The 14,064-nt window shown below is 67.9% G+C and carries 14 protein-coding genes; 6 read left to right on the forward strand and 8 right to left on the reverse strand.

Annotated features, from left to right (window positions below):
* Positions 1–4 precede the first annotated feature (4 nt).
* Together BJ987_RS07870 and BJ987_RS07875 are read right to left on the reverse strand one after the other, a co-directional pair.
* A complete protein-coding gene (locus tag BJ987_RS07870) occupies positions 5–694 on the reverse strand; it encodes a ZIP family metal transporter (RefSeq protein WP_209886224.1) in 690 nt (229 codons plus the stop codon).
* A gap of 92 nt (positions 695–786) precedes the next feature.
* Positions 787–1,761, reverse strand: coding sequence for an SMP-30/gluconolactonase/LRE family protein (locus BJ987_RS07875; RefSeq protein WP_209886227.1), 975 nt, complete (start codon positions 1,759–1,761; stop codon positions 787–789).
* A 109-nt stretch (positions 1,762–1,870) separates the two neighbouring features.
* Here BJ987_RS07875 and BJ987_RS07880 point away from each other — a divergent pair, with 109 nt between their 5' ends.
* Positions 1,871–2,314, forward strand: coding sequence for a MarR family winged helix-turn-helix transcriptional regulator (locus BJ987_RS07880; protein WP_245365864.1), 444 nt, complete (start codon positions 1,871–1,873; stop codon positions 2,312–2,314).
* Between the two features lie 2 nt (positions 2,315–2,316).
* Here BJ987_RS07880 and BJ987_RS07885 read toward each other — a convergent pair whose 3' ends face one another.
* Positions 2,317–3,123, reverse strand: a complete 807-nt coding sequence (locus BJ987_RS07885) for a DUF6585 family protein (RefSeq protein WP_209886228.1) — start codon at positions 3,121–3,123, stop codon at positions 2,317–2,319.
* 517 nt (positions 3,124–3,640) lie between these two features.
* Here BJ987_RS07885 and BJ987_RS07890 point away from each other — a divergent pair.
* Entirely contained in the window at positions 3,641–4,273 is a 633-nt protein-coding gene (locus BJ987_RS07890; RefSeq protein ID WP_245365865.1) for a TetR/AcrR family transcriptional regulator, read from the forward strand.
* Positions 4,274–4,312: 39 nt separating this feature from the next.
* Entirely contained in the window at positions 4,313–5,173 is an 861-nt protein-coding gene (locus BJ987_RS07895) for an alpha/beta hydrolase family protein (RefSeq protein ID WP_209886230.1), read from the forward strand.
* A gap of 4 nt (positions 5,174–5,177) precedes the next feature.
* Here BJ987_RS07895 and BJ987_RS07900 read toward each other — a convergent pair whose 3' ends face one another.
* Together BJ987_RS07900 and BJ987_RS07905 are read right to left on the reverse strand one after the other, a co-directional pair.
* Positions 5,178–7,280 (reverse strand): prolyl oligopeptidase family serine peptidase, encoded by a 2,103-nt coding sequence (locus BJ987_RS07900; RefSeq protein WP_209886232.1) that lies wholly within the window; start codon positions 7,278–7,280, stop codon positions 5,178–5,180.
* Between the two features lie 42 nt (positions 7,281–7,322).
* Positions 7,323–7,877, reverse strand: coding sequence for an AMIN-like domain-containing (lipo)protein (locus BJ987_RS07905; RefSeq protein WP_209886234.1), 555 nt, complete (start codon positions 7,875–7,877; stop codon positions 7,323–7,325).
* Between the two features lie 170 nt (positions 7,878–8,047).
* On the opposite strand from BJ987_RS07905, the gene BJ987_RS07910 reads away from it, so the two are divergent.
* Positions 8,048–9,028: a dipeptidase gene (locus tag BJ987_RS07910; RefSeq protein ID WP_209886236.1), complete on the forward strand. Its 981-nt coding sequence runs from the start codon at positions 8,048–8,050 to the stop codon at positions 9,026–9,028.
* A gap of 5 nt (positions 9,029–9,033) precedes the next feature.
* Here BJ987_RS07910 and BJ987_RS07915 read toward each other — a convergent pair whose 3' ends face one another.
* Positions 9,034–10,089 carry an NADP-dependent oxidoreductase gene (locus BJ987_RS07915; RefSeq protein WP_209886238.1) on the reverse strand — a complete coding sequence of 352 codons (1,056 nt, stop codon included), beginning with the start codon at positions 10,087–10,089 and terminating at the stop codon, positions 9,034–9,036.
* Between the two features lie 123 nt (positions 10,090–10,212).
* The gene (locus BJ987_RS07920) at positions 10,213–11,268 is read right to left on the reverse strand and encodes a helix-turn-helix domain-containing protein (RefSeq protein ID WP_307869532.1); all 1,056 of its coding nucleotides are present in this window, start codon (positions 11,266–11,268) and stop codon (positions 10,213–10,215) included.
* A gap of 77 nt (positions 11,269–11,345) precedes the next feature.
* On the opposite strand from BJ987_RS07920, the gene lpdA reads away from it, so the two are divergent.
* Positions 11,346–12,749 (forward strand): dihydrolipoyl dehydrogenase, encoded by a 1,404-nt coding sequence (gene lpdA, locus BJ987_RS07925; RefSeq protein WP_209886240.1) that lies wholly within the window; start codon positions 11,346–11,348, stop codon positions 12,747–12,749.
* A 165-nt stretch (positions 12,750–12,914) separates the two neighbouring features.
* On the forward strand, positions 12,915–13,616 hold the full coding sequence (locus BJ987_RS07930; RefSeq protein ID WP_307869533.1) for a polysaccharide deacetylase family protein: 702 nt from the start codon (positions 12,915–12,917) through the stop codon (positions 13,614–13,616).
* On the opposite strand, the gene BJ987_RS07935 is transcribed toward BJ987_RS07930, so the two are convergent.
* A complete protein-coding gene (locus BJ987_RS07935; protein WP_209886243.1) occupies positions 13,609–14,028 on the reverse strand; it encodes a PPOX class F420-dependent oxidoreductase in 420 nt (139 codons plus the stop codon). The two genes, BJ987_RS07930 and BJ987_RS07935, sit on opposite strands and share 8 nt — an antisense overlap.
* Positions 14,029–14,064: the final 36 nt, after the last annotated feature.

Genomic DNA, 14,064 nt, shown 5'->3' on the forward strand with positions numbered 1-14,064 from the left:
AACGTCACCCCGCGAGCACGAAGGCCACGAGAAAGCCTGCGGCGGTGGCCATTCCGACCCACCAGCCGCCCTCGCGATAGGCCTCGGGCATGAGCGAGTCGGCGAGGACGGCGATGGTGGCGCCGCCGGCGAAGGCCTGAACGGCGCTGACGTGCGTAGGCGAGAGATTGTCGGACAGGGTGTATCCGACCACGGTGACCAGCACGAGCATCGCGCCCGTCGCGGCCCAGAGCCAAAAGGCGCGGGCGGGAGAGAAGTTGTGTTTGTCGCGCATGAGGGTCGCGCCGCTGATGGCTTCGGGGATATTGCCGACCGCGACGGCGACGAGCAGGACCAACCCGCCGGCGGAGGTGAGCGAGACGCCCAGGGCGGTGTTCTCGGGGACACCGTCGAGGATGGTGCCGAGCATCAGCGCCCACCCGATCGCCCCCGCGCCGAGCTTCGCCTCGATGAAATGGTTGGCCACCACGTAGATCCCGGCCCCCGCGAACAGGGCCGCGCCGGCGATCCACACCCCGGCCGTATGAAACGCGGGCTCGAACAATTCCGAGGACGCCGCCGCGATCATGGTGCCCGCACCGAACGCCATCAGCGATGCCAGCACCTGCTTCGGCAACGTCCATCGCAACCCGATCGCGGCCCCGGCCAGCAGCGGCACCGCGGTCCCCAGTCCATAGAGCAGCGCTTTGAGCATGTCCGCCACCCTAGGCGGCGGATAGCGGTAACTCCCGGAGGCTGGGGCGCGCGGTGCCGCTGCCGGCCGGGGCCGCTCGTTCGTTCCGCCGCTCAGATGCCGTCGACGGCAAGCACTTTGAACGGCCCCGGCGTGCCCGGACCCATCGGGCCGCCCTTGTCGAATTGGGAGGCGGCGATCAGTGCTTTGCCGCCGACGTACACCATGGTCGTGGGGATGGCGAGGGATTCGTCGGTGAAGACGGCCGCGCGGGTGGCTGTCGCGTAGTCGTCGGACAGCGTCCAGCGGGTGAGTGTGTTGGTCCGGTTGTGGACGACTCGCAAGGTCGTGCCGGTGAGGTCGAGTCCGTCGCCGTTCCGCACGTCCCCGCCGCGCAAAGCGACCTTATGGATGGTTGTGGATGAATTCGGGGTGGTGGTGATCCGGTAGAGGTCACCGGTGGGCATGTCGACGACCAGCAGGTAGGTGCCGGTGGGATCGGCGACGATGCCGTTGAGGCTGAAGCCGTCTGCGCGCGGGGCTATCGTCGCGCTCAGGTCGAAAGCCGGTGCCAGCTCGGCGTTTCCGCCCCGCGCGACCTGGTCCGGGGTGACACGGTAGACGACGGCGCGCACGGAATCGGTGAGGTACGCGGTGCCGTCGGGGGTGATGGCCAGGTCGTTGACGAAGCGCGGGCCGGGGCCGGGAACGGTGAACGTGGCGAGCAGGGCGCGGGTTGCGGTGTCGTACACCGAGACTCCCTTGGTGGAGTCGGTGACCCAGAGCCGGCCGGCCTGATCGACTTTCAGGCCGTTGGCGGTGCCGCGGCCGTCGGTGCCCGCGGGCAGGAAGACCTCGGCTTCGGTGGCGCCCGGCTCGGCGCGGTAGATCGCGCCGGTGCTGTAGGAGCCGACATAGGTGGCGCCGGTGCGGGCATCGGCGGCGATGCCTTCCGGGTAGGCGCGGTCGCCGGGGAGGTCGTACGCGGTGCTGATGCGGGGTGTTGTGCTCGGGGTCGCCGTATCGGTCCCGCAAGCGGCGAGCAGTGCGACGGCGGTGGTGGTGACGAGCGGACGCAGCAGGTTCATGATCGAGCCCTAACGTATGAAGTCATACTAAACGATGAGCACGAAGATATATTAGAACTCTAATCATCGTCAAGAGTCGAACAATATGGTGGGCGGATACGATGCGTGCATGACGTCGATGCCCGCTGCCGAACGCATCGGTTCCTATCTGAAGCGCGCCGAGCAGGCCATGGCCGCGGCGAAAACGGCGGCCCTGAAGCCCGCGGGCCTCACCGTCCCGCAATACGCCGCCCTGCTGTACCTGGACGAGAATCCGGGCATCTCGGCGGCGGCGCTGGCCCGGCTGTGCGGCGTCACGCCGCCCACGATGAACACCGTCCTCGGGAACCTGCGGGAGCGCGGGCTGATCGAGCGCACGCCGCACGCCTGGCACAAGAACGTGCTGGAGACCCGCCTCACCGACAAGGGCGCCGCGGTCATGCGGGACGCCGACCAGCGCGCGATCCACGTGGAGCGCACGGCGGCGGCGGAATTCAGCGCGGCGGAGCTGAAGTCACTGCGCAGCCTGCTGATCCGCTGCGCTGATCGATTCGACTCGATTCGCCCGGAGTGACGTCAGATCGGGTCGGTCACCCGCAGCCGCTCCGCCAGTTCGTTGAAGATGTAGAAGTTCGGAATCGCCGCCACCGCGGCCAGTGAGATCCAGCGGCCGTCGACCTTGATCCGTACCAGCCCGCTGCGCGCGTCGATCAACTGGATGCGCTCCCATGGATAGCTCTGCCCGCGGAACACCAGCGTGTCCAGGTTCAGTGCGATATCGCCGAACTGCACGTCCTCGCCGTTGTCGATGGCGGTGACGGCGCTCGGCAGCTGGGTGGCGGTGATCGCCGACTGGATCGTCTTGCCCCACTCGCGGCCGTTGCAGAACAGGGTGTCGTCGAAGGTCGCGTGTGCGCCGGGCCCGGTCATCTCGAACGCGTACTCGGTTACCGCCGAGTTCTGGAACGGAATCACGCGCTGCTTCACCTGCGCGGTCTCCCAGCGGAATCCGGCGATTTGCTCGCCGGAGCGGTAGACCGTCATGCCGAAATCGAACAGATCCAGGCGCGCGGCCCGATGCCGGCGGTTGCTGCGGGCCCGCCATGCCGCGGGGACGGCCGGCACCAGCGCGAGCAGACCGGCGGCGGCCCCACCGGCGGGCGCGCCCACCGCCACGCAGATGACCCCGAGCACCACGCAGCAGCCGACCACGATGCCGCAGGCGCGCACGAACGTATCGCTCACGGGTGCGGGCAGGTAGGTCTGACGGTGCGTGCCGAGCTTCTGGTACTCGGCCATCAGATGGATCAGTTGCGAAAGCGGTACCGTACGTCCGTCGTCGGTCTCGCCCGTTTCCTGCTCCAGGGTGTTCGGAGTGGCCATAGTCCCTCCACGAGGCGGTTTTCCGCGCGAAGCGTATGTCACGCCGGTCCGACTCGCCACCGCGACCCCATGCGACGCGCCGGAGATGGCGACGAAAGTCAGGGCGTGGACGCCCCGTTCGAGCGACGTGCGAGCAGTCACCGGTGATTCGAAGCCGGCCGCGGTACCGGATCGGAAAAAGTCGAGAATTCGGAAGTGCGTTGTGCGCATCGCGTTTCGGCGCACCACTCGAATCGACTCCGGTAGCAGCCCGGCAAACTCCCCGTTCCAGGGGGACCGGTCTGTCCAAAAATAATTCTACGATTTCCCTTCAAAATCGCCCACGGGCGGCGAGTGCCTCGGTATCGTCCGTTTCGGCAAACAGCCAGTGACAGCGGAATGGCGGCCGTTAGATCGGAGTTGTTGGATGACAGCTGTTTTCCCGCCAACTTCCGGCTAACGCGCGGTCGGCCAGAGGTTGCAGCGAAGGCCCCGATCCATGACGAGGGGATCGGGGCCTTCGGTATTGTCTGCCCCAATGTCACAGGATGCGAATACGGGACGAATGTATGCCGGGCAACCCGTAGAGGACCGGCAACGTCAGCGGCGTGCGCGTTTTCTGGAGTCGGGCCTCACGGTCTTCGCGCGCGACGGCTACGCCAATAGTTCGGTGGGCGCTATCTGTAAAGACGCCGGGCTCTCCTCGCGGCAGTTCTACGAGGAGTTCACCGGCCGGGAATCGCTGCTACTCGAGCTCTACGAGCAGATCGATCGGGAGTCGCGCGAAGCGGTCACCGCCGCACTGGACAAGAAGGCCGAAGCCGGCGCCCTGGAGATCATCGACGCGGCGGTCCGCGCCTATGTCGAATCCATCGGCGCCGACCCGCGCAAGGCCCGGGTGGCGCTGGTGGAGGTGGTCGGCGCCGGCCCCAAGGTGGAGAAATTCCGGTTGGAGTTGCGCCGGGTCTGGGGTTCGCTGCTCGCCGGCGCCGCGGAGGATGCCGCCATGCACGGCGAGATCCCCACGGGCGACTACGAAATGCGCGTGCTGGCCATCATCGGCGCGGTCAACTACGTGGTCGACTCCTGGAGCGGCGCCGATCCGCGGCCGCCGCTGGACGATGTGATCCGGGTGCTCAGCCGAGTGATCATGGGAGCTGTCGGAGCGTAGTGGCCGGGACCGCGCTACCGAGCGGTAGCGTGGCCCCGCATGGAAACGGTTCCCATTCAGGTTCCGGACGGCAGCACCATTCCGGTGCGGTTGTTCCCGGCTCAGGGCTCGCACAAGCATCCGGTGACTCCGGACGCGCCCCGTCCCGTGGTGGTGCTCATACCCGGATTGGGCGTCCCGGGTGGGTATTACGAGTACTTCGCGGGCCGGCTGGCCGACCGCGGCTTCGACGTCGCGATCGGCGAAATCCGCGGCAACGGCGACAGTCGGCCCAAGCCGGGCGCGTCCAGCACCTACGGCTACCACGAACTGGTGTCGGTAGATTTCCCGGCCATCTTCGAGGTGGTGCGCAACCGGTTCCCCTCCAGTACGCCATATCTGCTCGGGCACAGCATGGGTGGCCAGTTCGCGGTGCTGTACGCCGCACGCATCCGCGGCCGTCTCGGCGGGCTCGTGCTCGTCGCGTCCGGAACTCCGTACCACCGGGCCTATCCGGGTGTCTTCGGTCCGGGCATCCTGGTCGGCACGGCCGCGGCCGCGCTGACCGCCGGCGTCGCCGGCTTCTGGCCCGGTGACCGAATCACGGTGGGCGGCTTCGGCCGTCAGTCCAAAGTGCTGATCGCGGACTGGGCGCGGCTGGCTCGCACCGGCCGGTTCCGCCCGGTCGGCGCCGATATCGATTACGAGGAGCGCATCGGCCGGCTGAAACTGCCGGTGCTGTCGATCACGATGGCCGGGGACGACCTCACCCCGCCCGGCTCCGCCGAACATCTGCTGTCGAAAATGCCGGACGCCGAGGTGACCGAATGGCATCAGCCGGAAAGTCTCGGTCACAACGGCTGGATCACCGATCCCGCGAGCACCCTCGACCGGATCGAGAAGTGGCTGCGGGACCGGTAGCCGGTCAGCGGGACTTGTTGTCCTCGAACAACATCTGGATAAAGAACTCGTAGATCAGCGCGGCCTGGAACGCCGACTGCTTGTTGTCGGCCGCGCCGCCGTGGCCGCCCTCGATGTTCTCGTGGTACCAGACGGTGCGGCCCTGTTCCGCCAAGAGCGCGGCCATCTTTCGCGCATGCCCGGGGTGCACGCGGTCGTCGCGGGTGGAGGTGGTCAGCAGGATCGGCGGATACTCCGGCGCGGAAGGCGCGGCTCCGGCCGCCATCGCGACCTGGTACGGCGAGTATTCGCTGATGTACTCCCACTCCTCCGGCTTGTCCGGGTCGCCGTACTCGGCGATCCAGGACGCGCCGGCCAGCAGCAGGTGGTAGCGCTTCATGTCCAGCAGCGGTACCTGGCACACGATGGCGCCGAACAGCTCCGGGTATCGGGTCAGCATGACGCCCATCAGCAGGCCGCCGTTGCTGCCGCCGACCGCGCCGAGCCGGTCGGCGGTGGTGATGCCGCGCACGACCAGGTCCCGGGCGATCGCCGCGAAATCCTCAAAGGCCTTGTACCGGTTGGCCTTCTGTACCTGGGTGTGCCATTCGGGGCCGTATTCGCCGCCGCCGCGAATATTCGTCATCACCCAGGTGCCGCCGCGTTCCAGCCAGCCCATCCCGGACGCGCCGCTGTAGGCGGGGGTGCGGGAGACCTCGAACCCGCCGTAGCCGGACATCACCGTCGGGCCCGGGACGTCCATGCGGTCGCGATGCCGGAGGACGAAGTACGGCACCATCGTTCCGTCGTCGGACCGGGCGAAGAACTGCTCGGTCACGATGCCCTCGGCGTCGAAGTATTCGGTTTCCTGCTTCAACTGGGTGGTCTCGCCGCCGACCGAGCTGGCCAGCAGCGTCGACGGGGTGGTGAAACCGCTTGTCATCAGCATGAATTCGTCGCCGCCCTCGAGCGGGTCCAGATTCACCACGCTGGTGGTGGCCATCGGCGGCGCATCCGCCAACGGCCGGCGCGCCCAGCCGTCGGGGCCGTGCTCACCCACCCCGCCGGCTCCGCCGTCTGCCATCCCCGGCGGCGTGAGGACGTAGAGCTTGGTCTGCACATCCTCCAGGGTGCTCAGGATCAGGTGGTTCTCGGTCCAGCCGTACCCGTGCAGCGCGGTGTGCGCGTCCGGGGTGAACAGCACCTCGAATTCCCTTGCGCCGGAGAGGAACTTCTCGAAGTCGATGGCCAGCAGCGCGCCCGCCGGATAGGTCGTGCCGCCCACCTCCCACGCCGACTTCAACCGGATGGTCAGCCAATCCTTGTACCAGGACTCGCTGGCGTCGGTGGGCACGTCCAGGTGCCGGAGCGTGCCGTCGTTCTCCAGCAGGTAGACCTCTTCGTTGAAGAAATCCGTGGCCCGGCCGATGTAGTGGCGCTCGTATCCGGGAGTGCGGTCGTAACCCGCCGATACCGAGACGTCGCCCGGCTCGCCCTCGAAAACGGTTTCGGCGGCGGATAATTCGGTGCCCCGCCGCCAGCGCTTGGCGATCCGCGGATAGCCGGAATCGGTGAGTGAACCCGGTCCGAAGTCGGTGCCCACATAGACCGAATCGATGTCGATCCAGCTGATCCGGGACTTGGCTTCGGGCAGAAAGAACCCGCCGGCCGCCGGTTCGACGAATTGCCTGGTGTCGAGATCGAACTCGCGCACCACCTTGGCGTCGGCGCCACCGCGCGACAGGCTGATCAGCGCGCGGCTCTGCGCCGGCCGCAGGACACCCGCGCCGCCCCACACCCAGTTCTCCTCCTCGGCGGCCGCCAGCGCGTCCACGTCGATGAGCACATCCCAGGCCGGGGACTCCTTGGCGTACTCCTCGAAGGTGGTACGCCGCCACAGGCCACGCGGATGCTCGGCGTCCCGCCAGAAGTTGTACAGCCACTTGCCCCGGCGGCCCGGATAGGCGACTTTGGTGTCGTCGTCGAGCATGTCCAGGATGCGGCGCTCGAGCCCACTGAACCGCTCGGAGGACGCGAAACGCCCCACGACTACGTCGTTATGGGCGCGGGCCCAGTCCAAGGCACGCTCGTCGGTCACCTCTTCGAGCCAGAGGTAAGGATCGCTCATGGAAGACATTGTCGCCTGGATGTCGTGTCAAGGCCGTCCGGGTCACCAATAGTGCGCCACATCGAGCACCACGCGGGAGCCGTCGCCGGGCCCGTCCAGGGTGAACACGCGGAACGGCAACCGGGCGCGCACACCCAGTCCGACCGTGGTCTGTCCCTCGAAGGAGCCGGCCCACGCGACCTGGCGGAAGGTGCTGTATCCGGTGACATCGGTCAGTTCCGAGCGGTTCGCCGGGTGATAGGTGCTGTTTCCCGCGGCGTCGTAGGCGGGCGCGTAGACGCCGACCCGCAGGAAAGCGCCGCCGCGCAACGGGACCGGGGCCCCGGAACCGTCCATGGTCACCCGGTCGACATAGCCGACGTGATATCCCGAGGCCGGGCCCGAGAGGTCGACGACCAGGCGATCGAAGCATTGGTGGCGGCCGGAGCGGATATTCGTCAGCGGGGCGGTCGAACCGGTCGGATTCGATTCGTCCAGCGAGCCCCAGACCAGGCCGCAATAGGAGGGAGTCGAGCCGGCCGGGGCCGCGGTGACGACCAGGGTCGCCAGCGTCGCGAGCGCGGACAGCACGACAAAGAGGGAAAATATGCGACGCATGTCGCACCAGCCTTCGGCAGAGAATCATCAGGTACCCGGTAGATCGGGCCGGTCGGACCCCTCGTTAGGCACGGGACGGTAGCGGCTTCGTCTCGAAATGGGGCCAGGAACCTGGGCGGATGCGATTTCGTTGAGACCCGAGGCCGTGTTTTCCGAATCGAGGAGTCCGAATGCCGCCCTTCGTGTGGGAACAGCATTGCTGTCTGCCGCTGCTGCCTTCGGCGTCCATCGCCGAGCTGGCGCGCTACCCCGTCGGGTCCTATGTATCGCTGAATGTGGGGTACGCGCCGGAGTCGACCGCGGACGCGGTGGCCATGGCGGAACTGTTCCGCAAGGACGCCCTCGACGACGGCCGGTTCCGGTTGGTGCGGCGCTATCGCGATATCGCGGCCTGCGACGGTGAATCGATCGCGCTGGCATTCGATCTCGAGGACTCCGGTCCGCTGGGCGGCAATCTCGGCAACGTCGAGATGTTCTACGAGCTGGGAGTGCGTTCCCTGGCCGCCACCTACAACCACGCCAACGCCGCGGGGTGCGGCTGTCTCGACACCGAGGACACCGGGCTTACCGCCTACGGCCGCGACCTGGTCCGGACGCTCAACGAGGTCGGCATGTTCGTGGACGGCTCGCATTGCTCGCGGCGCAGCGGACTCGACATGGCCGAACTCACCGACGCGCCGATGATCTACAGTCACTCCAATTTCGCCGCGCTGTGGGCACATCCGCGCAATATCACCGACGAACAGGCCCTGGCCTGCGCACGCACCGGCGGCGTGATCGGCATCAACGGCGTGGGAATCTTCTTGGGGCACAACGCGGAATCCGAACGGGCCGAACGCGTGGCGGCGATGGCGCGGCATATCGAGTACGGAGCCGAGCTGGTCGGTATCGAGCACATCGGAGTCGGATCGGACTATTCGTTCGACGGCGACGAGTTCAACCAGGCGATCGCGCAGCACCCGGCGAACTTCTCCGACGACTACACCAAATATGGTCCGCTGCAATGGACTCCGCCCGAGGACTGGCTCGGTACGGCAGAAATCCCCGGTCTGGACGAGGTACTCGCCGACCGGGGTTTCGCCGAATCCGACCGCGCCGCCGTCTTCGGCGGCAACTTCGCCCGCATCGCGGAACAAGTCTGGCGCGACTGAGCCGATCAGCCGAGGCGGACCAGCATCTTGCCGGTGTTCGCGCCGGACAGCACGCCCAGGAAGGCGGCCGGGGCCTGCTCGAGGCCGTCGTACACGGTCTCCTTGGTGCGCAGGGTGCCGTCGGCCAGCCAGCCCGCGGCCTTGCCGATGTACTCGCCGAAGATCGGGAAGTAGCTGTTCACCAGCATGCCGCGCAGCGTCGCCTCCTTGGTGGCGGCTTTGTACAGGTCCGGCCCGGCCGCGGGCGCGCCGCCGTTGTAGCCGCTGATCGCGCCGACCAGGGCGACCCGGCCGTGCTGACGCAGCGCGTCGACGGCGACCCGCAGATGTTCGCCGCCGACGCTGTCGAGGTAGACATCGATGCCCTCGGGCGCGGCCGCGGCGAGCTGACCGGCCAGATCGCCCGCGCGGTAGTCGATCGCGGCGTCGTAGCCGAATTCGGTCAGCAGCAGTTCGGTTTTCACCGGACCGCCGGCCGAACCGACAACCTTCGCCGCGCCGAGCGCTTTCGCGATCTGCCCGGCCACGCTGCCGACCGCGCCGGCGGCCGCGGAGATGAACACCGTGTCGCCCGGCTCGACCCGCGCCACATCCGTGAGCGCCGCGTAGGCGGTCAGGCCGGTGGTGCCGAGTGCGCCCAGATAGTGCTGCGGCGCAGCGAGTTCCGGATCGATCGGGGTAACGGCCGCAGCATCGAGCACCGCATGCTCGCGCCACCCGGCGAAGTGCGAAACCATTGTGCCGACCGGGATTTCGCCGGACTGCGAGGCGATCACCGTGCCGACCGCCGAACCCTCCAGCGCTGCGCCCAGCTGGAACGGCGCGATGTAGGACGGTCGATCGTCCATCCGGCCCCGCATGTACGGGTCGACCGACATCCAGGTGTTGCGCACCAGGACCTGTCCCGCCGCCAGGGCGGGCAGTTCGCGCTCGACGAGTGCGAAGTGTTCGGCGGTCGGCGCGCCGGTGGGGCGCGCGGCGAGCTGGATCTCCCGCGTGGTGGTGGGGAGGGGCGCGGTCTCGGCAGGGGTGGCCTGGTTCCGCGTGACGATGTTCTGCATGACGACACTGCCTGTTCTTCGTGGTCCGTTCGGACCGTTCGATCCGACACGAATGACGTTATGCGGCAGCGGGACCCGTTCCGAGGTCCGCCGATGACGCGCACCGGTCCGAACGCGCCAGGTTCAGACCGAGGCCGCCCGCAGCCGCGAAGGTGATGTCCCCGCCCACCGCCGGAACGCCTTGCGCAGTGCGCGGTCATCGGTGAAACCCAGGCGCTGCGCGATCGCCGCGGTGGTCAAACGTCCTTCGGCGAGCAGGGTTTTCGCCTGTTCGTAGCGGACCGCGTCGTATTCGTGCCGCCAGGTGGTCTCGTGTTCGGCGAGGTGCCGTTGCAGGCTGCGCGGGCTCATGGCGAGCCGTCGCGCGACCGTCGCGAGCGTGGGATCGCCAGCCACGATCGCCGCGGCCAGCGCGATCCGGAAGGCCTCCAGCGGGCTCGGCAGCGGGCGCGCGGAGGCCAGCACCAGGTCGGCGTGGCTGCGCAATAGATCGGCAAGCATCGGGTCCGTGCGGAGCAGCGGCGCCGTGGCGTCGGTCGCCGCGAAGGTGATGCTGTCGGCCTCCGCGTCGAATTCGATCGCGGTGGTGCCGAACGCGTCCGTCAGGAGGCGGTGGTCCGGGGGCGCACTGTGGCCGAAGGTCACGCGCACCGGGGTCACCGCGCGGCCGGTGGCCTCGCGCGCCCGCCGCAGGTAGTAGCCGAGCACGTACTCGTTGACCACGGCGACCACCGCCGGGTCGCCTGCGGTGGTGCGGAAGCCGACGGTCAGCTCACCGTCGTGATGCAGATCGAAGCCTTCGGCGGCGGCGGTGACCAGGCGGTGATAGGGCTGAGCCGAGTGCAGGGCGTCGGCCAGGGTCGGACCGTTGGTGACGAGATAGTCCCAGGTGGTCAAGGTTCCGAGCGGCGCGGCGGCCGCCACCGCGAGACCCGCGCCCGGTCCCGGCCGGGCGGCGGCGAGCGCTTCCCAGAGCTGGACCAGTGACCGCAGGGGTATCCGGTTGAGCTCTCCGGCGAGCGCCGCGTCGTCGGTGCCGGGAATGGCCGCCAGCCTGTCCGCGTCGGCCCCGGCGGCGCGTGCGGCATCGCGGACCAGCCGGATCAAATGCGTCGAGGCGGTGGTGTCCGTCGGATCCAGGGTGAGCCGTTTGCCCCCGCTCAACCGGTGCCGATCCACCCGATCACCTTAGCGATGCATTTATTTCGCGGGGGACGGGTGGGCCAACCTCAGGTGACGGCGTTAGGCTCGGGGGCGTGACTTCCCATTACGACGTTGTCGTTCTCGGTGCCGGTCCTGGCGGCTATGTCGCCGCCATCCGCGCGGCACAACTCGGCCTCCGTACCGCCATCGTCGAGCAGAAGTATTGGGGTGGTGTCTGCCTCAATGTGGGCTGCATCCCCTCCAAGGCGCTGCTGCGTAACGCCGAACTGGCGCACATCTTCCACAAGGAAGCCAAGACCTTCGGCATCTCCGGTGACGTGAGCTTCGACTTCGGGGCGGCGTTCGACCGCAGCCGCAAGGTCGCCGACGGCCGGGTCAAGGGCGTCCACTTCCTGATGAAGAAGAACAAGATCGACGAGTTCGACGGCAAGGGCTCCTTCGTCGACGCCAACACCCTCTCGGTCGAGCTGTCCAAGGGCGGCACCGAAACCGTCACCTTCGACAACGTGATCATCGCGACCGGCACCATCACCAAGCTGCTGCCGGGCACCAAGCTTTCCGACAATGTGGTGACCTACGAAGAGCAGATCCTGACCCGGGACCTGCCCGGCTCGATCCTCATCGTCGGCGCGGGCGCCATCGGTATGGAGTTCGGCTATGTCCTGAAGAACTACGGCGTCGACGTGCGCATCGTGGAATTCCTGGACCGCGCGCTGCCGAACGAGGACGCCGACGTCTCCAAGGAGATCACCAAGGCGTACAAGAAGCTGGGCATCACGATCAGCACCGGCGCCGCCGTGCAGTCCATCGACGACGACGGCTCCAAGGTCACCGTCCAGATCAAGGACAACAAGTCCGGCAATGTCGAGACCGTCACCGTCGACAAGGTGTTGCAGGCCGTCGGCTTCGCGCCCCGGGTGGAGGGCTACGGCCTGGAGAACACCGGCGTTCAGCTGACCGACCGCGGCGCCATCGCGATCGACGACTACATGCGCACCAATGTGCCGCACATCTACGCCATCGGTGACGTCACCGCGAAGCTGCAGCTCGCCCATGTCGCCGAAGCCCAGGGTGTCGTCGCGGCGGAGACCATCGGCGGCGCGGAGACGCTCGCGCTCGGCGACTACCGCATGATGCCGCGCGCCACCTTCTGTCAGCCGCAGGTGGCCAGCTTCGGCCTGACCGAACAGCAGGCTCGCGACGAAGGCTACGACGTGAAGGTCGCCACCTTCCCGTTCACCGCCAACGGCAAGGCGCACGGCCTCGGCGACCCGACCGGTTTCGTCAAGCTCATCTCCGACACCAAGCACGGCGAACTGCTCGGCGGCCACCTCATCGGCCCCGACGTTTCCGAGCTGCTGCCCGAGCTGACGCTGGCCCAGAAGTGGGATCTGACGGTCAACGAGCTGGCCCGCAACGTCCACACCCACCCGACGCTGAGCGAAGCGCTGCAGGAGGCGATCCACGGCCTGGCCGGCCACATGATCAACTTCTGATCGGACTGCCGGTCGCGTGACAGCCGCGAATGGCCCGATGCCGGTAAACGGCATCGGGCCATTATTGCTTTCCGCCGAGGCGGGTCGGGGAGTGCCGAGTCGAGTTTTATTGGGGCGCAAGCTGTATCAGCACCCGGACCGCGTCGCTCTGGTATACAGGCCAGGGTGCGTCGAAAGTTGCTGATCGGTAGTGCGCTGACCCTCGTCGTCCTGGTGGTGCTCGCGGTGGGCGGCTACTACCTGATGAACTCGCGGACCTATCAGCTGGCCGGGCGGCTGGTCGATCGGGTGGACACCAGCGCGAAGGTGGTGGCGCTGACCTTCGACGACGGGCCCACCGCCAAGACGCCCGAGGTGCTGAAAGTGCTAGCGGAGGCCGGTGTTCCGGCGACGTTCTATCTCAACGGGCGCGATCTGGCCGCCAATCCCGAGGCCGGGCGGGCGCTCGCGCAGGCCGGGCACGAACTCGGCAACCACACCTATTCGCATCGCCGGATGGTGCTCGTCTCCGCGGACACGGTGCGCGACGAGGTGGCCGGGACCGACGCGGAAATCGCGAAAACCGGCTACCAGGGCCCGATCACCTTCCGGCCGCCGTACGGGAAGAAGCTGTGGGGGCTGCCCAAATACCTGGCCGACCACGACCGGACCACCGTGATGTGGGATGTGGAACCCGACTCCGGCAAGACCGCGTCGACCGAGGAGATCGTGGCCGAGACCGTGGGCAAGGTGCGTCCCGGCTCGATCGTGCTGCTGCACGTCATGGGGGAGCAGGGTGCGAACTCGCTGGCCGCGGTGCCGCGGATCGTCGCCGAACTGCGTGCGCGGGGCTACGCGTTCGTCACGGTGTCGAAGCTGATCAGCTGAGCATGCCGTAGGCGTTGGCCGGGGTGAACCGGGCCAGGACGCGGCGCTCTCCGACCATGGCCCGGCGGTATTCGTCCCAGTCCGGGTGTTCGCCGGTGGCTTCGCGGTAATACGCGACCAGTTCTTCGACGGTGGCGTCGTCCGGGTTCTCGGCGACGGGGGTGAGCTCGACGGTGCCCTCGAGGACGGCGTAGGCGAAGAAGTCGTCCCGCGTGACATGCAGCGCGGCCCACGGGTCGCGGCGCAGATTGTGGTACTTGGCCCGGTCGGCCGTGATCGAGATGCGGATGACGCCGTCGTCACCGACGAGGTGCAGCACGTTGGACAGCTGCGGCCGGCCGTTGCGGCGGATGGTGGTCAGCACGGAGCGGCGTGCGGTGCGAGCGAAATCGACGGCGTCGGAGAGATCCATGCCACAGTCAACCGCCGCGGCCGCGTGGACCTTCCC

Origin of the sequence: Nocardia goodfellowii (genome assembly GCF_017875645.1) — a bacterium.
Classification (GTDB): domain Bacteria; phylum Actinomycetota; class Actinomycetes; order Mycobacteriales; family Mycobacteriaceae; genus Nocardia; species Nocardia goodfellowii.